Origin of the sequence: Demequina phytophila, from assembly GCF_000971135.1 — a bacterium.
Taxonomy (GTDB): domain Bacteria; phylum Actinomycetota; class Actinomycetes; order Actinomycetales; family Demequinaceae; genus Demequina; species Demequina phytophila.
This window is the reverse complement of record NZ_BBLW01000002.1, coordinates 419,646-442,151: the sequence shown is the minus strand read 5'-3', so window position 1 is coordinate 442,151 and position 22,506 is coordinate 419,646. Positions and strand designations below refer to the sequence as shown.

Sequence of the window (22,506 nt, the reverse complement as noted above, 5' to 3'; positions counted from 1 at the left end):
ATGCTGCGCACGCGGTTCACGGAGGCGCTCGGGATCGAGCACCCGGTGGTGCAGGGCGGGATGATGTGGGTCGGGCGGGCCGAGCTCGCGGCGGCGGTGTCCGAGGCCGGCGGCCTGGGCATCATCACCGCGCTCACGCAGCCCACGCCCGCGGACCTGGTCAAGGAGATCGAGCGGGCTCGCACCCTCACGGACAAGCCGTTCGGCGTCAATCTCACGATCCTGCCGTCCATCAACCCGCCGCCGTACGACGAGTACCGGCGGGCCATCGTCGACGCGGGCGTCACCATCGTCGAGACCGCGGGCTCCAACCCGGAGCCGCACATGGACATGTTCCGCGAGCACGGCGTCAAGGTGATCCACAAGTGCACGTCGGTGAGGCACGCCCTCAAGGCCGAGCGGGTGGGCGTGACCGCCGTGTCGATCGACGGCTTCGAGTGCGCCGGCCACCCGGGCGAGGACGACGTCCCCGGCCTGGTGCTCATCCCCGCCGCCGCGGACGCGCTCACCATCCCGTTCATCGCGTCGGGCGGCTTCGCGGACGGCCGCGGGCTCGCGGCGGCGCTCGCGCTGGGCGCGGACGGCATCAACATGGGATCGCGGTTCATGTGCACCGAGGAGTCGCCGGTGTCGCAGGTGGTGAAGGATCGGATCGTCGAGGCGACCGAGCTCGACACCAACCTGATCTTCCGCTCGCTGCGCAACACGGCGCGCGTGGCGAAGAACGCCGTGAGCGACAAGGTGGTGCAGATCCTCGCCGAGGGCGGCCAGTTCGAGGACGTGCGCGCGCTCGTGGCGGGCGCGCGGGGCCGGAAGGTGTTCGAGGACGGCGACCTCGACGCCGGCATCTGGACCGTGGGGATGGTCCAGGGGCTCATCCGGGATGTTCCTCCCGCGGGGGACGTGGTGCGGCGTATCGTCGCCGACGCGGAGGGGATCCTGCGTGCGCGCCTGGAGCTCTTCAGCGAGCCCCTGCTCCCTGCCTGACCATCGCCTGCGCGGTCGCGACCAGCTCGTCGAGCGACCGCGTGCGGGGGTTCCACCACTCGACCACCCAGTTCATCGCCCCCAGGAGAAGGAGGCGGAACATGCTGGTGTCGAGGTCGGCGCGCACCTCGCCCGCCTGCTGCGCGGCCACGAACAGCTCGCGCCACAGGCGGCTGTACAGCGCCTCCTCCGCAGCGGGACGGACGCGCAGCTGTTCGGGCACGTGGCCGGCGTTGCGGATCGACGCGGTGGCGTAGTCCGACAGCTGGAGCTCGAAACGCAGGTGGGCGTCCACCGCGACCATGAGACGGTCCATGTGGCCCGTGCCCTCGGGCACCGCTGCCAGCACCTCCTCGACGTGCAGTCGCACCAGGTGCGCGCCCACCCACATGACCTCCTCGACCAGCGCGTCGCGCGAGCCGAAGTAGTAGTAGATGGCGGGCGCCTGCACGCCCGCGACCGCGGCGACGTCCGCCAGCCGTGTGCCGGCGTAGCCCTTCCGGGAGAGCACCTCCGCCGCGGCGTCGAGGATCCGCTGGCGTGTCTGCGCGGACTTCGGCGTCGCGTGCGGGACCTCCGTGGCCATCGCGTTCGGCTCCATGTTTCTAAATTCTATTAGAAACTGCCTTGCGGAACGCAACCCCCCCGTCCTAGCATGTGAACTGCGATTCACTTAGCTGCTCAATGGAGAGTAGGAGACCAGGCGATGACGCTCATGGACCAGACCCAGCCCGCCACCCAGGTGACCACGCACAACCCGGTCGACGGCAGCATCGTCGCCTCCTACCCCGTCGCGGGCGCGACCGCGGTGAGTGCGATCGTCGCCCGCGCCCGCGCCGGCGCCGCATGGTGGTCCGGACAGGGCTTCGAGGAGCGCCGCGCGCATCTACTGCGCTGGAAGTCCGCGATCGCACTGCGCGCCGGAGAGCTCGCGGACGTCATCGCCGCGGAGACGGGCAAGCCGCACGGCGACGCGGTGCTCGAGGTCATGCTCACGCTCGGCCACCTCGACTGGGCGGCGAAGAACGCCAAGCACGTGCTCAAGCGACGCAAGGTCAAGGCGGGCCTGGTCAACTACAACCAGCACGCGACGGTCGGCTACGAGCCGTATGGCGTGGTGGGAGTGATCGGCCCGTGGAACTACCCGTTCTATACGCCGATGGGCTCGATCTCCTACGCGCTGGCCGCCGGCAACGCCGTGGTGTTCAAGCCGTCGGAGCTCACCCCGGGGCCCGCGGTGTGGATCGCGGATCGCTGGGCGGAGGCCGTGGGTCACGACGTCCTCGTGGCCGCGACGGGCGACCGCTCCACGGGCGCCGCGCTGGTGACATCGGGAGTGGACAAGATCGCGTTCACGGGCTCGACCGCGACCGCGAAGAAGGTCATGGCCGCGGCGGCGGAGAGCCTCACCCCGATCGTCGCCGAGTGCGGCGGCTCCGACGCGCTGCTGGTCGCGGCGGACGCGGACCTGGACGCCGCGGCGGACTTCATCGTGTTCGGCGCGATGGGCAATGCCGGCCAGACGTGCGCGGGCGTCGAGCGTGTGTACGCGGTGGAGAAGATCCACGAGGCGCTGGTCGCGAAGGTGGTCGAGCGAGCCGAGCGGCTGCGCTCCTCCGGCGAGGACGCCCAGTACGGACCCATGACCTTGCCGTCGCAGGTCGAGGTGGTGCAGCGCCACGTCGCCGCGGCGCTCGAGAGCGGCACCGCGGTGCTGGGCGGTCTCGACAGCATCCGCGGGCGAGTGGTCGCGCCGGTGGTGGTGACCGGCGTGTCGGAGGAGTCGGTGGCGGTGCGCGAGGAGACGTTCGGCCCGCTGGTGGTCATCAATCCGGTTGCGTCGCTCGAGGAGGCCGTACGCCGCGCGAACGCGGTGCCCTACGGCCTCACGGCCGCAGTGTTCACGCGCGACAAGGCGGCGGCGAACCGTGCGGCGGCCGCGCTGCGGGTGGGAGCGGTGTCGATCAACTCGGTCCTGGGATTCGCGGGCGTCGCGGCGCTGCCCTTCGGCGGCGTCAAGCAGTCCGGGTTCGGGCGCATCCACGGCGCCGATGGCCTGCGCGAGTTCTCCGCGGTGAAGTCGGTCGCGCGTCAGACCCGCAAGGCGGCGCTCAACCTCCTCACCATGGACCGCACCGAGAAGGACCTGCACACGGCGACGAGGATGATCCCGATGCTGCACGGACGGGCGAAGGGCGCGAAGCAGTAGGGGTGCTCCGCTAGACCCCCAGCACCGCCTCGAGCACGGGAGCGATCCATGCGCGTGCCACCGGCGTGGGGCTGTGCCGCAGGGCCACCGCGAGGTCCGCGACCACGTTGAAGCCTGCGTGCACCAGGCATCTCGCCTCGCGCGGCTCGAGCTCGGGGCGCACGCGCAGGAGCAGTTCGACCCAGTCGTCGACGTGCGCACGCTGAACCCGCCGCAGGCGCCGCTGGTCCTCCGCCTCGAGCGCGCCCACGTCCGCGAAGTAGACGTCCATGAGGTCGCGATCCTCGACGGCGAACCGGATGTACGCGTCCTCGAGGATCCCGAGCGCCTGACGCGGCTCGTCGCACCCGAGCGCCTCCTCGGCGGCCGCGTCGAGCGCCGCGGACGCGCGCGCGCAGGCCGTCAGCAGGATGTCGGCCTTGCCGCCGAAGTGGCGGTACACGCCCGAGGGGGTGAGCCCCACCGCGGAGGCGATGTCCTCGAGGCGCACCTCGTGATAGCCACGCTCGGCGAACAGCGCGATCCCGGCCTGCGTGAGCTGATCCTTGCGCCGTCGGGGCAGCGCGGGCGCGTCCGGCTCCTCGCCCGGCCCGGGCGCGCCCAGGGCGACGCGCGCGAGGACCCTGGCCGCGGCATCGTCCACCAGCGTGCGCAAAGGCGCGACGGGGATCGCCGTGCGGTGCGTGGTGACCGAGGCGATCGCGCTGAGCGCGGCGAGCGCCGCGAGGTCCGACGTGGCGCCGTCCAGCTCGGGGCGCAGCACCCGAGCCGGCTCGGCGATGCGCGCACGCAGCGCCGCGAAGGCGTCGCGCACCGCGCGGCGGTCGTCGGGATGGAGGTACCGGCTCTCCCAGCGGTAGATGCCGCCGGTGGCCCGCATGCCGATGCTCGCGCCGGCGATCGCGTCGAGCAGCGCGTCGAGGGCCTCGCGGGCGGCGACCGGCGAGGGATCCGTCATCGAGGGGACGTCAGCGGTGGCGGCGTCGAGCCCGGCGACCAGCCCGAGCGCGACCTCACGGAACAGGTCGTACTTGTTCTCGAAGTGGCGATACAGGGCGGCGGCGGTGATCCCGACCCGGTCGGCCACGTCCTGCATGGCGACGCGGTGGTAGCCGCGCTCCGCGAACAGCACCGCGGCGGCCGCCTCGATCGCCTGACGGCGGTCGCGCGGGCGCCTGCGCACCTGCTCCGTCGCGGTGGTCTCGCTCACGTGGGTCACCCTAACGCCCGCGACACGCGCGCAGGAAGCGGGTAGCGCAGAAATGTGAATCGTGAGTAACATGCTGCTAGCTGGTCCCCACCGATGGCCGGCAGCGCAAGGCGGGTCGCGGCAACGGCGCGGCGGCCCGGACAGCTCGACGTCTACAAAGAGGTGCATGTCATGAGCGAGGCCACGTCCGCCATCCCCACCGCAGTCCGCCGCAACCACTGGATGAACCAGGTCCTCACGCACGCCGCGATGCGTCCCGACGCGACCGCGTTCAAGTTCCGCGGCACCGTCACCACGTGGAGCGACGTGGCGACCCACATGGACATCATCGCCGCGGCGCTGCAGCGCCGAGGCGTCCGCGCGGGCGACCGGGTGCTCATGCTCACCCTCAACCACCCGCTGGTGATCGAGACGGTGTTCGCGATCAACCGGCTCGGCGCGATCGCGGTGCCCATGAACATCCGGCTCTCCCCCGCCGAACTCGCCTACATCATCGACGACGCGGACGGCGACATCGTGGTGGTCGACCAACCCCTCGCCCCGCTCGTCGCGGCGGCGCAGCAGGTCACGAGCCGCCTCACGAGGGTGATCGTCATCGGCGAGGCCGGCGAGGGCCAGGAGGCGATGGCCGACCTCCTCGCGGAGCCGGTCGGCGACTGGACCGCGCCCGACGTGGCCGAGGACACGACGTGCCTGATCATGTACACGTCCGGCACCACGGGCAAGCCCAAGGGCGCGATGCTCGACCACCTCAACATGGCCGCGCAGTCGCTCACCGTGCTGCGCGTCAACAACATCTTCGACGAGTCCGACGTCTCCTTCCTCACGGCCCCGCTGTTCCACATCGCGGGCCTCGGATCCATCGGCGCGAACTTCATCGTCGGCATCCCGACCGTGCTTCACCCGCTGGGCGCGTTCAACCCCGAGGAGATCATCGACGCGTGGGAGCGCGAGGGTGCGACCATCGTGTTCAACGTGCCGCAGCAGTGGCAGGCCATCTGCGCGGTCCCCGGCATCCGCGAGCGAGACCTCAAGCTCCGCGTCATCAGCTGGGGCGCCGCACCCGCCTCGGACACGCTGCTGCGCACCATGGCGGAGACGTTCCCCGACGCGCTCAACGTCGCCGTGTTCGGTCAGACCGAGATGTCCCCCATCACGTGCGCGCTGCGCGGCGAGGACGCGATCCACCACCTCGGGTCCGTGGGCAGGCCGCTCGCGACGGTCCAGTACCGGATCGTCGACGCCGACCTCCGCGACGTCGAGCCGGGCGCCGTGGGCGAGATCGTGTACCAGGGCCCGAGCCTCATGAAGGGCTACTGGCGCAAGCCCGCCGAGACCGCGCAGGCCTTCGAGGGCGGCTGGTTCCACTCGGGCGACCTGGTCCGTCAGGACGCCGACGGCTTCGTGTGGGTGGTCGACCGTCTCAAGGACATGATCATCTCCGGCGGCGAGAACGTGTACTGCGCCGAGGTCGAGAACGCCCTGTTCGCCCACCCCGCGATCGTCGAGGCCGCGGTGTACGGCCGCGCCGACGACCGCTGGGGCGAGGTGCCTGTCGCCGCCGTGGTGCTGCGGCCGGGCGAGACGCTCGACATCGCTGACCTGCAGGCCTGGCTGGGCGACCGGCTCGCCCGCTTCAAGCAGCCCAAGGCGCTGGTCCAGGTGGAGGCGCTGCCGCGCAACGCCGCCGGCAAGGTCAACAAGGTCTCCCTGCGCGAGGCGGACCGCGCGTCCGTCGCCGTCTAGGGACGATGCGGCGGTCGCCCGGATGCCCCGGCTGACGGTCCCGGTGGAGCTGCGGTGGGCGGACATCGACTCCAACGGCCACGTGAACAACGTCGCGTACCTCACTCTGCTCGAGGAGGTGCGGATCAGAGCGCTCCACCCGCTCATCCGGGGGGCCCTGGGTTCGGGCACGGACGCGGGCGGCGTGGTGACGCGCGGAGGCCGCGCGCCCGTGGTGGTGGCCCGCCACGAGGTCGAGTACGTGCGCCAGCTCACGTGGTCCCCCGCACCCGTCGTGGTGGACATCTGGGCGGCACGCCTGGGCCGGGCGAGCTGCGAGATCCACCACGTGCTGCGCGCGACCACCGGCGAGGAGTACGCGCGCGTGGTCACCACGCTCGTGTACCTGGACCCCGAGACTCAGCGCCCGCGCTCGCTCACGGACGCGGAGCGTGCGGCGTACGCGGGCCTGCTCGACGAGCCGCTGGTCATGCGGGGCGCACCCGCACGGGTGTGACCCTCCGCGATCCCGCGCCCCACCAGCGCGGATGCCCTACCGTGAGAACGTGATCGAGGCTCTGCTGGTGGGCGTGGCGGCGCAGTCGTCCCTGCTGCTCGCCGGTCTGGTGGTCTACCGGTTCACCCTGGCCGACCGCGCGGTCGGCCAGCTCGCCGGGCTCGGTGCCGGCGCCCTGATCGCCGCCGCTGCGTTCCAGCTGGTCCCCGAGGCGCAGGCGTCGCTCGGCAACCGCGAGATCGGCATCTGGCTGCTGGTCGGCGGGTTCGTCTACGTCATCGCGGACACGCTCGTGGAGCGCCGCTTCGGGTCCTCGGGAGCCATGGGGATCGTGGTGGGCAACATCGTGGACGCGCTGCCCGAGTCGCTCATCTTCGGCATCCAGATGGTCGCCGGGCTGGTGAGCCCCGCGCTCGCGGTATCGGTGTGGGTGTCGAACATCCCGCAGGCCCTGCCGCCCGCGGCGGACATGCGGACGAGCGGCTGGCCCGCCCGCAAGCAGCTGCTGCTGTGGGGTTCGGTGGTGGTCGCGGCGGGCGCGGCCTCCGCGATCGGCTACGGCGTCGCCGACGCCGTGGGGTCCGTCAACGGCGCGCGTCTCGCGGCGCTCACCACCGGCGCGCTCATCGCCATGCTCACCACGTCGATGATCCCGTTCGCGTACGAGAAGGGACGGATCGCGGCGGGCATCTGGGCGGTGGTGGGCTTCGGCCTCACGCTCGCCGCATCCTGACGGGGGGACGATGCGCGGGCGACGTCCGCGCGACCCCTCACCCCGCGCATCGTCCCTGGACTTGCTAGGTTTCGAGGGGACGGGAGGAGGGCGCATGAGCGAGACCGCCGAGCGCGCGCCCGTCAAGCTCTCCCTGCTCACCATGACCACGATGGTGGTGGGCACCATGGTGGGCGCCGGCGTGTTCACCCTGCCGGGCCGCTTCGCGGAGGCGACCGGCGTGTCGGGCGCGCTCATCGCGTGGACCATCGCGGGGATCGGCACCCTCACGCTCGCGCTGATGTTCCAGGCGCTGTCGAACCGCAAGCCTCACCTCGACGCCGGCATCTACGCATACGCGAAAGCCGGCTTCGGGGAGTACCTGGGGTTCTTCTCCGCGTTCGGCTACTGGGCGACCACGTGCGTGGGCAACGTGTCCTTCTGGGTGCTCATCATGTCCACGCTGGGAGGGCTGTTCCCGGCGCTCGGCGAGGGCGACACGGTGCTGGCGGTGCTGCTCTCGAGCGCAGGGCTGTGGGGCTTCTACCTGCTGGTGCGTCAAGGGGTGCGCGAGGCGGCCGCGATCAACCGGATCGTCACGCTCGCGAAGCTGGTGCCCATCCTCGTGTTCATCGTGATCGCGCTGTTCTACGTGGACCCGCAGGTGTTCGCGGAGAACATGGCGGGGCCGTCGGACGTGGCGCTGTTCGCGCAGGTGCGCGCGACCATGCTGGTGATGGTGTTCGTGTTCCTGGGTGTCGAGGGCGCCAGCGTGTACTCGCGGCACGCGCGCCGGCGCAAGGACGTGGGCCGCGCGACGGTGCTCGGCTACCTCAGCGTGTTCGCGATCTTCGCCTCCGTGACCATGGTGAGCTACGGGATCATGCCCGCCTCCGAGATGGCGCAGCTGAGGCAGCCGTCGATGGCGGGCGTGCTGGAGGCGGCGGTCGGCGGGTGGGGCTCGGTGTTCGTCTCGGTGGGGCTGATCGTGTCCGTGCTCGGGGCGTACCTGGCGTGGACCATGATCGCCGCCGAGCTGCTGTTCGTGGCCGCCAAGGATCGCGACATGCCCCGCTTCCTCGCGCGGCAGTCCGACCGGGACGTGCCTGTGGCGGCGCTGCTCACCACCACGGTGCTGTCGCAGGCGATGCTGCTGGTGGTGCTCGTGTCCGCGGACGCGGTGAACTTCGTGGTGGACCTCACGAGCGCGCTGTCGCTCATCCCGTTCCTGTTCGCGGCGGGCTACCTGCTGAAGATAGCCGCGCAGCGGGACGGTTACGGCACCGTCGGGGTCGAGGCGCGGGAGAGACGTCGTGAGCTGGCGCTCGGGGTGCTGGCCACGGCGTACGTGGTGTTCCTGCTGATTGCCGCCGGGCTCGACTTCGTGCTCGTGTCCTCGATCATCTACGCGCCCGCGTCGATCCTGTTCATCATGGTGCGGCGCGAGCAGGGGCGCCGCTGGTTCAGCGCGCGCGAGGCGGTGATCCTCGCGGTCTCGCTCGCGGCGGCGCTGGTCGGGGTGGTCGGGCTGGCGACCGGGTGGCTGGCGATCTGAGGCGCGGGGCCTCGGCGGTGCTCAGCGGGGAGGGGCGGCGGGCGGCGCCACCGTGGCGCGGAACCAGTCCTCCTGGTCGACGTGCATCGCGACCTCGACAGTCGGGCCGGGACCGCGCACGGTGAGCACCACCATGTCTTCAACGGACGGGTGCTCGAACTCGCCGAGCCTCGCGCGCCGGATCGCGCGGTCGACGCTCTCCACGACCACGGTGGTCGAGCCGACGTGGATGCGGCCGGGCGACACCTGCCAGTCCGTGGAGAGCCACATGTCGCCGAACTTGCCGAGCCGGCCGTCGACGGCTCGGATCGAGCCCCGCAGGATGCCCTTGCGCTGCAGCCTCAAGGCGTCCGCCGCCATGCCGCGCCGCGTCCAGTAGCCGAACAAGCCGTCCATCGCAGTGCCGGCGAGAACACCGCTCACGATCTGACCGAGCACCGTTCACCCCTCTCCGATGGCGGGAGTCTGCCAGAGTCGAGCGCCTCGCTCACACCTCGGTGATGCGGTGCGCGCCCGCGAGCGCGTCGATGAGGTTCTGCGGCTTGGTGTTGGGGCGCGCGGCGTGGCGGGCCACCGCGGTCGAGGACAGCGTCTCGTTGCCGTCCTTGGCGGCGAGCAGCGGCCGCACGAACGGCGCCCACAGCTTGAACGGCCCGCTGCGCGAGTCCGTGAAGTCGGCCATCGAGTCGGGCGCGTACGGAGCCGTCCCCGAGGCCCCGGTGGCGACATGGTGGCCCGCGACGAACGCATCGTCCCCGAACGCGAGCCCCCTGCGCGTGGCCATGTGCGCGATCCACCCGAGCGCGATGTCGGAGAGCCCGGTGTTCGCGCCGCCGCCCCCGCCCACGTTGGAGTGGCAACCGGCGAACCACACCTGCTCGAGCACCTGTGCGGGGTCGCGGTCGGGCCTGTCCCACAGGGTGGGCGCGAACGCGGTGCGCTGCTCGTCGATGGCGAGCGCGTGCGCGGCGGCACGGACCTTGCTCGACAGCGTGGTGTCGTGGAAGCTCCAGCGCCGGTTGAACCACTTGATCACGGGGATCGAGGAGCCGGGGATGCCCAGCGATCCGACCGTGTCGAACACCCCGACGAACTCGATCTCGAGGTCGGGGTGCGAGTAGGCGGCACGGAACTCCTCCGCGCGCGCCGCGCTGGGGGCGCTGTCGTGCGAGCGGTCGCGGTAGAGGTCGTAGGCCTCGTCGAGCCGCCCCAGGTGCTCGGGTCGGAGCACGCCGGCGTTGCGCAGGAACCCCGCGATGGAGCGCGCCGTGTACGCGCCGCGGCTGTAGCCGAGCAGGAAGATCTGGTCGCCGGGCTCGTAGTCCTCGGCGACCGCGCGGTAGCCGTCGCGGACCTCGCGCGAGAGACCCCAGCCGAACACGCCGCCCAGGATCCGCTCACCGGGCCTCGTCCCGACGCCCGGCAGGTAGTGGACACGCTGCTCGACGCCGTCGGGCGCCGTGGGCAGGACCGCGCGGTACAGCTTGACCACGTTGGTGGGCCGGGCCTGGTCGGCCTTGCTCCACGTGCCGTCACAGCACACGACGATCCGCTTCACCGCGCCTCCCTCGGCCCCCGTACGGACCCGCGCGGGCCCCGCGTCTGCCAGTCTGCCAGGCGGGGCGGTCGCGCGAGGCGTCAGCGGAGGCCGGGCAGCGTCAGGGTGTGGTCCGTGTGCTCGACCTTCGCGGCCAGGTAGCGGGCGTTGGCGTCGGTGAGGTGGACTCCCGTGGGCACGCGCTGCTCAACGTCGACGCCCAGCAGCTCGAGCTGCGCGGCCTTGTCGGGGTTGTTGGACAGCAGCCGGATCCGGTTCGCTCCCACGGCGCGCAGCATCTGCGCGGCGGGCGCGTAGTCGCGCTCGTCCTCGCCGTGGCCGAGCGCGAGGTTCGCCTCGTACGTGTCGAGCCCCGCGTCCTGGAGCGCATACGCGTCGAGCTTGGCGTACAGCCCGATCCCACGGCCCTCCTGGCGCAGGTACAGCAGGAACCCGCCGGTCTCGGCGATGCGCTCGACCGCCTCGCGCAGCTGTGGGCCGCAGTCGCAGCGCTCCGAGCCGAGCACGTCCCCGGTGAGGCACTCCGAATGCGGGCGGACCAGCGGCGCCTCTCCCCCGGCGGCGAAACGCTCGAGCGCGCCTTCCCAGTCGCCCAGCCCGATCGCGAGGTGCTCGCGACCGTCCACGAGCCCGTCGAAGGTCACCACGCGGCCGGTGGTCGCGTAGCCGTCGGGGAACCTCAGCGGCACGGTCACCGCGGTGCGGACGGTGGCGCTGGGCGGGTCGAGAGGGCCCGGGGACGATGCGGCGGCGAGCTCGGCGGGGCGGGTCGCCTCGCGCTCGGCGCGGCGGCGGCTGGGGCAGATCGCGGTCACGGGTCCTCCTCGTCTGCGCGCCCGCCCGCCGTTGCGCGCGGGCGCGAATGGGTGACGTAACAACCAGTCGGGGCCCGGGATTCCCGCCCGTGTGCCGGACGTCTCACGGGCCCGGCCGAGCCGGTTTGCGCCACACAACTGCAACCGCTTACATTGGGCGTGACCCCGCGAGTCCGACGATGCGCACGCGGGTTCCTTCGTGCCCGAGAGCCGAGCACGACGCGAACCGAGAGGACACCGTGGCCCACACCGACGCCGCCCCCCGCACGCCCGACCAGGAGTGGTGGCGCTCCTCCGTCATCTATCAGATCTACCCGCGATCCTTCGCGGACTCGGATGGCAGCGGCGTGGGCGACCTGCGCGGCATCACGGCCCGGCTCGACTCGCTCGCGGACCTCGGGGTGGACGCGATCTGGCTGTCGCCGTTCTACCGCTCCCCCCAGAAGGACGCCGGCTACGACGTGTCCGACTTCCGCGACGTGGACCCGCTGTTCGGCACGCTCGCGGACTTCGACGCGATGGTTTCGCGCGCTCACGAGCTCGGGCTGCGGGTCATCGCGGACATCGTGCCGAACCACTCGAGCGACCAGCACCCCTGGTTCCAAGCCGCCCTTGAGGCGGGCCCGGGCTCGCCCGAGCGCGAGCGCTACATCTTCCGCGACGGCAAGGGCACCCACGGTGAGCTGCCCCCGAACAACTGGGAGTCCGTGTTCGGCGGCCCCATGTGGACCCGCGTCAACGAGCCCGACGGCACCCCCGGCCAGTGGTACCTGCACATCTTCGACACCTCCCAGCCCGACTTCAACTGGGAGCTCGAGGAGGTGCGGGCCGAGTTCGACGACACTCTGCGCTTCTGGCTCGACCGCGGCGTCGACGGCTTCCGTGTCGACGTCGCGCACGGCCTCATCAAGGCGGACGGCCTGCCGGACTTCGTCCAGTCGGACGAGGAGGCGTCGATGGGTGGCGGCGCCGCCACCAAGTCGCCGTACTGGGCGCAGGACGGCGTGCACGAGGTGTGGCGCCGCTGGCGCACCGTGGTGGACGAGTACGAGGGCGACCGCATCCTCGCCGCCGAGGCCTGGGTGTACCCGCTCGAGTTCATGGCGAACTGGGTGCGCCCCGACGAGATGCACCAGACGTTCAACTTCGGCTACATGGAGACGCCGTGGGACGCCGCGGCGCTGCGCAAGGTGATCGACGACTCGATCGCCACGTTCGGCGCGGTGGGCGCCCCGTCGACGTGGGTGCTGTCCAACCACGACATGATCCGCCACGCCACGCGCCTCGCGCTCGGCGAGGACACCCCGCAGGGCCACGGCGTGGGCCCGGACTCCCCCGGCCTGCCCGACATCGACGAGGGCATCCGACGCGCCCGGGCGGCCTCGCTGCTCATGCTGTCGCTGCCCGGCGGCGCGTACCTCTACCAGGGCGAGGAGCTGGGCCTTCCCGAGGCCATCGACATCCCCGGCGACGCGCGCCAGGACCCCACGTGGCACCGCACCGAGGGCGAGCGCTACGGCCGCGACGGCTGCCGCGTGCCGCTGCCGTGGGAGGCTGACGCACCTGCGTACGGGTTCTCCCCCGCCGGCGAGACGTGGCTGCCGCAGCCCGAGGTATACGGCGTGCTCGCACGCGACCGTCAGCTCGGCGCCGAGGGTTCGACCCTGGAGATGTACCGCGCCGCGCTGCGGCTGCGCCGCGAGCTGGGCCTCGGGGTGGGCACCGGCACGGTGACGTGGGACGATGCGCCGGCCGGGGTCCTCTCCCACCGCGTGGGGGACGTCCACGTGGTCGCGAACGTCAGCGGCGAGCCCGTCGCGGTCGCGGGAGAGGTGCTCGTCGCCTCCCACGAGCTCGAGGGCGGCATGCTGCCGGCCGACGCGACGGTCTGGGTTCGGGTGCCCGAGTAGGATTCCCGCAGAGTGGCGCCGGCCGGCCCCGGAGCGGGCCGGACCGGCGCACCGGACGGAAGGAGCCGTGGTGGCGACGATCCAGGGGGTCGCTGAGCTGGCCGGCGTGTCCACGGCCACCGTCTCCCGCGCGCTGTCCGGCAAGTCCACGGTCTCCGCCGCCACCCGTCAGAAGGTGGAGGACGCGGCACGTTCGCTCGGGTACGTCGCCTCGGCCACCGCATCGTCCCTTGCGTCGGGGCGCACGCGGAACGTCGGCATCGTCATGCCGTTCCTGGGCAGCTGGTACTACGCGAACGTCCTGAAGGGGGCGCACCGCGCGCTCGCGGACGCCGGGTACGACCTCACGCTCTACCACCTCGAGGACACCACGCGTCATCCCGAGCGACGCCGCCGCCTCTTCAACGAGTTCCTGGGACGCAAGCGCGTCGACGCGTTCATCGCGGTGTCGCTCGAGCTCACCAAGGAGGAGCTGGGTCGCATCCACGACCTCGGGAAGCCCATGGTGGGCCTGGGCGGCCCGCTCGCGGGCGTCACGACGCTGAGCCTCGACGACCGCGCCGTCGCCGAGCTCGCCACGTCCCACCTCACGTCGCTCGGACACCGCCGCATCGCGTTCATCGGTGGTACCGAGGGCTTCGACCTCGACTTCCACCTCCCCAAGCGGCGCCGCCAGGGCTGGGAGGACGCGCTCACCGCGGTCGGGGCGCCGGTGGACCCGGCGCTGCGACTCGAGGGCGACTTCACCATCGAGGGCGGCCACCGCGCCGCACTGCAGATCCTCGGCGACCCCCGCCGCCGGCCCACCGCGATCTTCGCCGCCTCCGACGAGATGGCGATCGGCGCGATCCTCGCCGCCCGCTCGCTGGGCCTGCGCGTCCCCGAGGACGTGAGCGTGATCGGCATCGACGGTCACGAGCTCGGGCAGTTCTTCGAGCTCACCACCGTCGACCAGCGGCCGGTCGAGCAGGGCCGCCTCGCCGCCGAGACCCTTCTCGCCGAGCTGCGCCCGCAGGCCTCGCAGCAGCACCCCGCGCTGCGCCTCCCCTATGACCTCACGGTGCGGCGCTCGACGGCGGTCGCGCCCGGACGGCATGACTGAGCTCGACGTGCTCGTGGTGGGACCCACGAGCGAGAACCAGATCGTGCAGCTCGACGAGCTGCCGCGCCGCGAGCCGCACACGGTGTTCGCGCGGTCCTCCTCCACCGCGTTGGGTGGCACCTCCGCCGGTAAGGCGCTCCACCTGGTCGATCGCGGCGTCGCCACCACGCTCCTCACCACCCAGGGGGACGATGCCGCGGGCCAGGGCCTCGTCGACACCCTCCGGGGGTGCGGGGTGGACGTCCGCGCGGTCATGACCGAGGGGCCCACCGAGCGTCACCTCAACCTCATGTCGGCGCGCGGCGAGCGCGTCTCGATCTACCTGCAGCAGGCGGGGGCGATCGGCGACGAGGAGATGCGGCGGGCACGCGCGACGGCGCGGGAGGCGCTCGGGCACGCGCAAGCGGTGTTCCTGGACCTCGCCGACCTGTCGCGGAGCCTCATCCCCGAGGTCACCGCGCTCGCGCGCGAGGTGTGGGTGGACGTCCACGACTACGACGGCGAGCAGGCGTTCCACCGGCCCTTCGTCGAGGCGGCCGACGTGGTGCTGATGAACGGGGATCGCATCACTCACCCGTCGACGTACCTGCGCGCGCTCATCGCCGAGGGCAAGACGCTCGCCATCTGCACGCTGGGCGCGCACGGCGCGATCGCGGTGGGACCCGACGGGTCCTTCGCGCGCGTCGAGGCGCCGCAGGTGACGGTGGTCGACCCCAACGGGGCGGGCGATGCCTTCGCCGCCGGGGTGATGTCGCACGCACTGCAGGTGGGCGGCGCGGCCGAGCTCCGGGGCGACGCCTTGTGGGAGGCGCTCGAGGTGGGTGCCTCTCAAGCGGCGCGCGCGGTCACCAGCAGCCAGCTCTCACCGCTGCTCGAGCGCGCGGCGCGTACGTCGGGCTAGCAGCGCCGGCCCATCCGCGCCGGCCGTCGCCGCGCCGGTGCCACGCCCTCGCGGCGCTTGCGTCGGGTGCGGATCAGGGCCGCCTGGACGTGCCTGTGCGGCGCCGCCCGGGAGGGGTGGCGCCGCGGGGCGGGTGAGCTATTCGGGTGGCGTGCCGGAACTATTGCTGTGGGTGGTGGCCTTCTTGTTCCAGGGTCGGGGGGTGCCGAAGCGTGCTCGTCCGCCTTGCCAGGGGGTGCGTGTCGGGTCGACTGATGCTGGGGGTATGAACCAGATCTCGGTGTCGGTGGCTCTGATCTGCCAGCCTTGATCATGGATGACGTGGTGACAGTGGGAGCAAAGAAGTGCCCCGTTGGACAGGTTCGTGGGGCCGCCTCGGGACCAGAAGATGATGTGGTGAGCTTCTGCCCATGCCGGGGGTGCTCCGCACTTCGCGCAGCCGCCGTCACGCTCGCCCAGGGCGATGCGTTGGGCGCGTGAGAACGGGTAGATGCGGTGTCCGAGCTTGAGCAGCTCGCCCTTGTCGCCGATGAGGGCGGGCACGATGATCGCGGTGGCGGCCATGCGCAACGCGATGCTCATCCCGATCGGGGTGGCACAGCCGTCGACCTCAGCTAAACCTGTGCCGGATTCGAGGTCGGCTGCGGTGGCGCGGACGACGACGGTGGTGGTGCCGAACAAGGCGGTGGTGGTCTCACAGCCCAGGGCGTGACGGGCGAGGTCCGCTAGCGCGTCGGCACGCATCTGCTCGGTGGTGCGGACATCCTCGCCGGGGGTGTTGCGGCTGGCGTGAATCGCGTCACCGACACGCTTGCTCAACGCTGCTTGCAGGGGTGCGGCGGTCTCAGGATCGAGCACGCCGTGGAGCTCGACCATGCCCTCACGGTTGTTCCAGATCTTCAGATACCGTTCCCGACGCTTCTGGGCCAGCGTGCGCTCATGCTGCTCCACGTCCAGCGCGGCCTTGAAACCGCGCACGATCGAGGCGAACTTGCCCGAATCCAACCCTTGGGCACGCTTGACGAGGTCGGCTGCGGCCTCCTCCTTCGCCTCATCCGTCACGTCCTCCGACAGCGAGTCGAGCATGATGAGGATCTGCGAGCCACAGTCCGCCGAGATCAGACCCGCATCCAAGGCTTCTGTCACGATCGCGCGATACCGCACCTGCGGAACGGGCTGCGGGTCGTCCTTGCCGCGGTCCTCGTCCTCGTCCTCGGGGTCATCAGGATTCGACTCATCAGGGTCGTCGGGATCCGGCTCACCCGGATTCGGCTCATCCGGATCAGGCTTGGGCTTGCCGCCCTTCTCACGCTCCTCGAGCGCCCGACCGATCTCGATCAGCCGGACCGCCTCAGCCTTGTGGGTACCCATGCGCGAGGCGACCAGATCGGCCGCGCAGCGGAAGCCGTGATGCTTCGCGAGCCCACCCCCGGGCACATCGGACTGGACCTCGATGTCACGCGCGGTACGCGCGAGGACCAGATCCATCTCGTGCGCCACCTGCGCCGCCGCACCCAACCGCTCCACCGCATCCGGCGAGCCGCCCACGGAAGCCAGCGACCGCATCGTCCCCACCGCCACCCGAGCATCCACACACGCCGACGCGAACCCGGCGCCAGAGCCACCAGGCAAGTCATCGAACAGGTGCGGTGCATCCATACGACCATCACACCACCGGGGTCTGACAATCAGGACAAAAGGGATGTGGAGAACAGCGAATGGCCTAGTAGAAGGGCTAGTGAGCGCGCACGAGCGACCGCGCGATCACCTCGTCCCAGGCGGACGCACGGACACCGAGCGCGGCTTCGGTCGCGGAAGCATCCACCACGAACGGCTCATCGAATTCGTACATCATCTCGGCGGACTCGCGGAGGCGACGGTCTGCGACCCCGAGCACCCGCATCGGCATCCCGCGAAGTCCCTGGACCTTCGGGTCGCCGGAACGCCCCGCGGCCGCCCAGACGCGGCGCGCGAGCTCCCGTGCGGTCACCGGCTCCAGCGTGGGCGCGATCCACGCCCGCCCCCACGCGCCGGCCTCCGCGATGGCCGCCATGGTCCGCGCCGCATCGGCAGGCGCCGACCACGAGTGAGGCACGTCGAGCCGCCCCAGGAATCGCATCACCCGCGCGGCCCGCGCCGGACCGAACACCAGCTCCTCCATCACCGCGTACCCGTCCCCGACGTAGTTCGAGGGCCGCGATAACGCGACCCGCACCCGCCCGGCACGATGCGCGGCGAGCGCCTCCGCCGCCATCGCCGCACGCACCCGGCCCTTGCGGGTGGTCGGCCGCTCCGGCGTCGCCGCGTCGATCACGCCGTCCGGCGGCCCGTAGGCGTAGAGGTTGTCGGCGAGCACCACCGCAGCGCCCGCCCGGGATGCCGCCCCGAGCACCGCGCGCTGGAGCGCGGGAAACTCCGCCTCCCACCGGTGATACGCGGGCTGGGTCACCTGATGGACCACGGCAGCGCCCGCGACCACGGAGTCGAGGAACGCGCGGTCGGTGACATCTCCCGCGCGCAGGGCCGCGGCATCGGGCAGGCGACCCCGCGAACCTGAGCGGTTGACCGCGGTCACCTCGTGACCGTCGGAGACAAGCCGGCGGACGAGCGCGGCACCGACCGCGCCGGTACCGAGGACGACGTGACGAGTCATGGTGATACCTCCTGAACATGCCGCCGGAGCGGCTTGGTTAACAGTGTTAATTCGGGACGATGCGTCGGCTGAGCAGGCGGGAGGGGTGACGCCCGATCCGGGGATCAGGCGAGCGAGGCGAGCACCGCCTCGATGAGCGCCGCGGCGCGGCGACGAGTGGCCTCACGGTCGAGGCCCTGGATCTGGTCGGACATGCTGATCGACAGGGACGTGGGCCCGTGGATGGCGGACCACAGCAGGGCGGCGACCTCGCGCGCCTCGCCGCGCACGGCCCCGGCCTGCGCCGCCCAGCCGGCGAGGTCGATCAGCCCCTGGAACGAGGGCGGATCGGCGCGGCCGCCATCGGCGCGGTCGGGCACGTTCGACCCGATCGCCCACGCGCGCGGCCGGATGAACATGACCTCGTAGTGGAGCGGATGGTCGAGCGCCCAGTCGACGTAGGCGGCGCATGCCGCCCGGAGCGCGGCGGGGGCATCCGGCGCACCGGCGACGGCCGCGCCCAGCTCGCGCTCGAAGCCGCGGAAGCCGTCCTCGCAGACGGCGAGCATCAACGCGTCCTTGTCGTCGAAGTGGTGGTAGATCGTGGTCGCGGAATAGCCGATCTCGGCGGCGATCTGCCTCATGGAGAAGCCGTCCACGCCGCGCTCCTCGAACAGGCGCGTCGCAGCCCCCAGGATCTGCTCGCGCACGCCGACGGCCATACCGCCACGCTAGTTAACACTGTTAACTCCGTCAAGGGGTGGCGAGGGCCCGCTCACGAGGCGGTGAGCGACCTGCTCACGCGGCTGCGCGCGGCCGCGTCAGCAGCGCGACCACCAGGAACACCGCCGCGACGGCGAACCCGACCGCCGCGATCACGCCGAGCCTCTCGGACAGCGCCGCCACCGTGTCCTCCGTGACGATGCGCGCAAATGCGGTCCCGGCGCTCCCGTCCGCGCCACCGGGGAGCGTGGCGACGATCGCGTCGACCCCCCACCACCGCAGCACCAGCCACAGTCCGCCCGCGACCACCGCCACGGCGGCGCCGGCCTTCACCATGAACCATCGGGTCCGGTGCGTGACCACCAGCCCGAGCGCGATCGCGGCGAGGCCGGCCCACAACGCCCACTGCGCCGCGGTCTCGACGGCGCGGTACCCGGTCCGCACGTCCTCGAAGTCCGACGCGCTCATCACCTCGACCGGCACCGGCTGGAGGGCGACGTCGGGCGCCCGCTCCCCCACCACCGGGATGTCGTCGATCCTCGCGTTCACGTACTGCGACGGGTCGACCTCGATGACGAGCGGCGCGGGCGCTCGCTCCTCCTCGGTGACGTGGGAGGAGAACTGCGCCCGTGCATCGTCCACCTGCGCGAGCAGGGCGTCGGCGAAGTCGTCCGAGCGGGCCGCATTCTCGATGGCGCCCCGCACCACGTCGTCGAGGCCGAGGAATCCGAGGTCGTAGCCGGCCTCGGCAAGGGCGTCGAGCGTGGCGTCCGCGATCGCCGTACCGATCGCGTCGACGATCGCCTGGTCCTCGAGCGCGCGCTCCGCGATCGCGTGGACCGCGGTGCCGTCCTCGACCGCGCGCACCACCACGCCGCTCACCGCCCACGCGGCGATCAGGGACGCGCCCACCAGGATGAGCAGCGCCGAGAGCACGGTTCGCAGAGCCCTCATCGGGAGTCCTCCTCCCACCCGAAGAACAGCCGCTCGGTCACGCCGCGGGCGCGGCGCGAGTTGCGCGAGTACTTCTCGTCGAGCTGGGAACCCGTGAGCGACGTGCCCAGGATCTCGGCAAGCACCCCGAGCTCGCGGATGTCGGCGGGCAGCACGTCCGTGTCCTTCGCGTTGCCGCGCAGCGCGAGAGCCCCACGCAGGTCCGTCGCGAGCACCCACGCGGACCGCAACATGGTCGCGTCGGGCCGCGCGATGAGGTCAAGCTCGGCGGCGGCGGCCAGCGCGTCGAGGGTGACGGTGGTGCGCAGCTCCGGGTACCGGCGGCCGTGGCGCAGCTGGGTGAGCTGCACCACCCACTCGACGTCCGACAGCCCGCCGGGCCCCAGCTTGAGGTGCCGACGCGGGTCGATCCCGCGCGGCAGCCGCTCGGCCTCCATGCGCGCCTTGAGCAGGCGCATCTGCTTAAGCGCGCCCGCCGGCAGCACCTCCGGATAGCGGACCCGGTCGATCATCTCCACGAAAGCCTCGCGGAGCTCGACATCACCCGCGCACGGACGCGCGCGCAGCAGCGCCTGCGCCTCCCACGCGTCGGACCAGCGCCCGTAGTACTCGCGGCACGAGGCGAGCGAGCGGGCGAGCGGCCCGTTGCGGCCCTCCGGACGCAGGTCGGCGTCGATCGCCAGAGGCGGCTGCGGCCCGACCTTCTGCAGCAGCGACCGCAGCTCCTGGGCGAGCGCGACCGCGATCGCCTGCCCGTCGGGCGCATCGCCGTCCCACACGAACTGCACGTCCGCGTCCGACTGGTAGCCCATCTCGAGACCGCCGTAGCGGCCCATCGCGATGACCGCGAACCTGATGGGCAGCTCGGACAACCCTCGCGCCTCGCACACGGTGTGACGCGCGATGCGCAGCGCCCCCTCGATGAGCATGTCCGCGCTGTGAGACACGGCCACGGCGGCCCGGGACGCGTTGATCATGCCCAGCACGTCAGCGGCGGCCACGCGGGACAGCTCGCGTCGCCGCAGGCCCCGCAGCGCGGTGATCGCCTGCGGCGGGTCGTTGGAGCGGCGCAGCACGGCGTCCGCCTCGCCCCACAGCCGGGCGTAGTCGCGGGGCGCCAGGTCCTCGTCGCGGTCGAGCCAGGTCACCGCCTCGCCCGAGGCCAGCAGCGCCTTGGAGACATATGCCGACGTCGACAAGAGCCGCGCGAGCCGCTCCGCCGCGGTCCCCGAGTCGCGCAGCAGCTTGAGATACCACTGCGTGCGCGACAGCTGCTCGGAGAGCTGCCGGAAGGCGAGCAGCCCGGCGTCCGGGTCGGCGCCCTGCGCGAACCAGCCGATCATCGCGGGCATGAGCTGCCGCTGGATGGCCGCGGAGCGCGACACGCCCTCGGTCAGCGCCTGGATGTGCCGGTACGCACCGGCCGGGTCCACGTAGCCCACGGCCGCGAGGCGCGCCTTGGCCGCCGCGTCGCCGAGGCTCGCCTCGTCCGCGCTGAGGCGCGCGACGACGGGGAGGATGGGCCGGTAGAACATCTCGAGGTGCATCGCGCGCACGTCGCGGCGGATGTCCGTCCACACCTCGTCCATGTACCCGACCGTCGCGAAGCCGGACGCGCGCGCGAGCACGCGACGCGCCTGGTCGTCGTCGGGCATGAGGTGCGTCCGTGTGAGCTTGCGCAGCTGCAACCGGTGCTCCCACACGCGCAACTGCCGGTACGAACGGTCCATGGTGGCCGCCTGCGGCCGGCCCACGTATCCGGCGGTGCGCAGCCGTGCGAGCGCGTCGAGCGTGCCGCGCACCCGCAACGACTCGTCGGAGCGGCCGTGCACCAGCTGCAGCAGCTGGATGGTGAACTCGACGTCGCGCAGCCCGCCCGGGCCCAGCTTGATCTGACGGTCGGCCTCCGCAGCGGGCACGTGCTGCTCGACGCGGCGGCGCATCGCCTGCGCGGACTCGACGAATCCGGGCCGCTCGACGGCGCTCCACACCAAGGGCCACAGCGCGTCGACGTAAGCCGCCCCGAGCGCGGGATCGCCGGCAACCGGGCGCGCCTTGAGCAGCGCCTGGAACTCCCAGGTCTCCGCCCACCGGTCGTAGTAGGCACGATGCGAGGCCAGGTTCCGTACGAGCGGACCGTCCCGCCCCTCGGGACGCAGGTTCGGGTCCACCTCCCACAGCGCCGGCTCGACGCCCATCCCGCCGCATGCCTTCGCCGCCGCGACGGCGAGACGCGTCGCCACCTGGAGCGAGCGGGCGTCCTCGACGCCCTCGGCGGGCTCGGCGACATAGATCACGTCGACGTCCGACACGTAGTTGAGCTCGCGCGCGCCGCACTTGCCCATCGCGATGATCGCGAGGCGGGTCGCGGCGTGGTCGGGCTGGTCGTGGCGCGCGATCGCGAGGCCGGCCTCGAGCGCGGCCCCCGCGAGGTCCGCGAGCGCCGCCCCGACCGCCGGCATCAGTGTCGGCGCCGCGTCCGTGTAGAGGTCCTCCGCCGCGACCCTCATCAGCGCGCGCCTGTACGCCACCCTCATCGCCGCGATGCCCTCGGCGCCGCCGATGGCGGCGACCGGGGCATCGTCCGCCGGATCCGCACCCACCGCTTCGAGGAGGACGGCGCGGACGTCGACCACCGAGAACGGCTCGTCCTCGGGCCACTCGGTGAAGTCCGCGATGAACTCGGGATGTCGGATGAGGAAGTCGCCCAGCGCGAGCGACCCGCCCAGCAGCACGCCCAGCTTGGCGCCGGCACGCATGGTCGCGAGCCGGCGCAGCGTCTCGAGGTGACCCGCGTCGCGCGCGGACTCGACCAGGCGCAGCAGCTGCAGCAGGCCCGCGTCGGGATCCGCCAGGTAGGAGACCAGCGTGGCCGGGTCCTCGAGCGTGACACCCGCCGCGGTCTGGATCTCCTCGACCAGGCCGGCGGCACGGGCGGGGTCGGCCGCACCCGCGCGCCGCAGCAGCGTGGTGAAGGAGACCTCGCGTGCGCTCAA

19 protein-coding genes are annotated in these 22,506 nt (G+C 72.1%); 9 read left to right on the top strand and 10 right to left on the bottom strand.

Features of this window, described 5'->3' with window-relative positions; all coding sequences use genetic code 11:
- Window positions 1–987, top strand: coding sequence for an NAD(P)H-dependent flavin oxidoreductase (locus AOM01_RS04795; protein WP_062289700.1), 987 nt, complete (start codon window positions 1–3; stop codon window positions 985–987).
- On the opposite strand, the gene AOM01_RS04790 is transcribed toward AOM01_RS04795, so the two are convergent.
- Window positions 962–1,588, bottom strand: a complete 627-nt coding sequence (locus AOM01_RS04790; RefSeq protein ID WP_228374216.1) for a TetR/AcrR family transcriptional regulator — start codon at window positions 1,586–1,588, stop codon at window positions 962–964. The two genes, AOM01_RS04795 and AOM01_RS04790, sit on opposite strands and share 26 nt — an antisense overlap.
- A gap of 105 nt (window positions 1,589–1,693) precedes the next feature.
- Here AOM01_RS04790 and AOM01_RS04785 point away from each other — a divergent pair, with 105 nt between their 5' ends.
- Window positions 1,694–3,196 (top strand): aldehyde dehydrogenase family protein, encoded by a 1,503-nt coding sequence (locus tag AOM01_RS04785; RefSeq protein ID WP_082109985.1) that lies wholly within the window; start codon window positions 1,694–1,696, stop codon window positions 3,194–3,196.
- A gap of 10 nt (window positions 3,197–3,206) precedes the next feature.
- Here AOM01_RS04785 and AOM01_RS04780 read toward each other — a convergent pair whose 3' ends face one another.
- Window positions 3,207–4,406 carry a TetR/AcrR family transcriptional regulator gene (locus tag AOM01_RS04780; RefSeq protein WP_062289692.1) on the bottom strand — a complete coding sequence of 400 codons (1,200 nt, stop codon included), beginning with the start codon at window positions 4,404–4,406 and terminating at the stop codon, window positions 3,207–3,209.
- Window positions 4,407–4,577: 171 nt separating this feature from the next.
- Between AOM01_RS04780 and AOM01_RS04775 the strand changes: the two genes are divergently transcribed.
- From AOM01_RS04775 to AOM01_RS04760, 4 genes are all read left to right on the top strand, one after another.
- Window positions 4,578–6,152, top strand: a complete 1,575-nt coding sequence (locus tag AOM01_RS04775; RefSeq protein WP_062289689.1) for a long-chain-fatty-acid--CoA ligase — start codon at window positions 4,578–4,580, stop codon at window positions 6,150–6,152.
- Between the two features lie 22 nt (window positions 6,153–6,174).
- Window positions 6,175–6,648, top strand: coding sequence for an acyl-CoA thioesterase (locus tag AOM01_RS04770; RefSeq protein WP_062289686.1), 474 nt, complete (start codon window positions 6,175–6,177; stop codon window positions 6,646–6,648).
- 49 nt (window positions 6,649–6,697) lie between these two features.
- Entirely contained in the window at window positions 6,698–7,381 is a 684-nt protein-coding gene (locus AOM01_RS04765; protein WP_228374215.1) for a ZIP family metal transporter, read from the top strand.
- 94 nt (window positions 7,382–7,475) lie between these two features.
- Window positions 7,476–8,915 carry a basic amino acid/polyamine antiporter gene (locus tag AOM01_RS04760; protein WP_062289680.1) on the top strand — a complete coding sequence of 480 codons (1,440 nt, stop codon included), beginning with the start codon at window positions 7,476–7,478 and terminating at the stop codon, window positions 8,913–8,915.
- A gap of 21 nt (window positions 8,916–8,936) precedes the next feature.
- Here AOM01_RS04760 and AOM01_RS04755 read toward each other — a convergent pair whose 3' ends face one another.
- From AOM01_RS04755 to AOM01_RS04745, 3 genes are all read right to left on the bottom strand, one after another.
- Window positions 8,937–9,353 carry a hypothetical protein gene (locus AOM01_RS04755; RefSeq protein ID WP_062289677.1) on the bottom strand — a complete coding sequence of 139 codons (417 nt, stop codon included), beginning with the start codon at window positions 9,351–9,353 and terminating at the stop codon, window positions 8,937–8,939.
- Between the two features lie 49 nt (window positions 9,354–9,402).
- Window positions 9,403–10,473, bottom strand: a complete 1,071-nt coding sequence (locus tag AOM01_RS04750) for a T6SS phospholipase effector Tle1-like catalytic domain-containing protein (RefSeq protein ID WP_062289674.1) — start codon at window positions 10,471–10,473, stop codon at window positions 9,403–9,405.
- A gap of 80 nt (window positions 10,474–10,553) precedes the next feature.
- Window positions 10,554–11,288: a GTP cyclohydrolase II gene (locus tag AOM01_RS04745; protein ID WP_439645096.1), complete on the bottom strand. Its 735-nt coding sequence runs from the start codon at window positions 11,286–11,288 to the stop codon at window positions 10,554–10,556.
- A 179-nt stretch (window positions 11,289–11,467) separates the two neighbouring features.
- Here AOM01_RS04745 and AOM01_RS04740 point away from each other — a divergent pair, with 179 nt between their 5' ends.
- The 3 genes from AOM01_RS04740 (at window position 11,468) to AOM01_RS04730 (ending at window position 15,201) form a co-directional block, all read left to right on the top strand.
- The gene (locus AOM01_RS04740) at window positions 11,468–13,198 is read left to right on the top strand and encodes a glycoside hydrolase family 13 protein (protein ID WP_082109982.1); all 1,731 of its coding nucleotides are present in this window, start codon (window positions 11,468–11,470) and stop codon (window positions 13,196–13,198) included.
- 70 nt (window positions 13,199–13,268) lie between these two features.
- Window positions 13,269–14,300, top strand: a complete 1,032-nt coding sequence (locus AOM01_RS04735; protein ID WP_062289668.1) for a LacI family DNA-binding transcriptional regulator — start codon at window positions 13,269–13,271, stop codon at window positions 14,298–14,300.
- The gene (locus AOM01_RS04730; RefSeq protein WP_062289665.1) at window positions 14,293–15,201 is read left to right on the top strand and encodes a carbohydrate kinase family protein; all 909 of its coding nucleotides are present in this window, start codon (window positions 14,293–14,295) and stop codon (window positions 15,199–15,201) included. The genes AOM01_RS04735 and AOM01_RS04730 overlap by 8 nt, the downstream gene beginning before the upstream one ends.
- Window positions 15,202–15,339: 138 nt before the next feature.
- On the opposite strand, the gene AOM01_RS04725 is transcribed toward AOM01_RS04730, so the two are convergent.
- The 5 genes from AOM01_RS04725 to AOM01_RS04705 all read right to left on the bottom strand — a co-directional run bounded on the left by AOM01_RS04725 (window position 15,340) and on the right by AOM01_RS04705 (window position 22,506).
- Window positions 15,340–16,767, bottom strand: coding sequence for an HNH endonuclease (locus AOM01_RS04725; RefSeq protein ID WP_156155827.1), 1,428 nt, complete (start codon window positions 16,765–16,767; stop codon window positions 15,340–15,342).
- Between the two features lie 169 nt (window positions 16,768–16,936).
- A complete protein-coding gene (locus AOM01_RS04720) occupies window positions 16,937–17,854 on the bottom strand; it encodes an NAD-dependent epimerase/dehydratase family protein (protein WP_062289659.1) in 918 nt (305 codons plus the stop codon).
- A 104-nt stretch (window positions 17,855–17,958) separates the two neighbouring features.
- The gene (locus tag AOM01_RS04715; protein WP_062289656.1) at window positions 17,959–18,555 is read right to left on the bottom strand and encodes a TetR/AcrR family transcriptional regulator; all 597 of its coding nucleotides are present in this window, start codon (window positions 18,553–18,555) and stop codon (window positions 17,959–17,961) included.
- Between the two features lie 76 nt (window positions 18,556–18,631).
- Window positions 18,632–19,510 carry a hypothetical protein gene (locus tag AOM01_RS04710; protein ID WP_156155826.1) on the bottom strand — a complete coding sequence of 293 codons (879 nt, stop codon included), beginning with the start codon at window positions 19,508–19,510 and terminating at the stop codon, window positions 18,632–18,634.
- The gene (locus AOM01_RS04705; protein ID WP_082109980.1) at window positions 19,507–22,506 is read right to left on the bottom strand and encodes a bifunctional [glutamine synthetase] adenylyltransferase/[glutamine synthetase]-adenylyl-L-tyrosine phosphorylase; all 3,000 of its coding nucleotides are present in this window, start codon (window positions 22,504–22,506) and stop codon (window positions 19,507–19,509) included. The genes AOM01_RS04710 and AOM01_RS04705 overlap by 4 nt, the downstream gene beginning before the upstream one ends.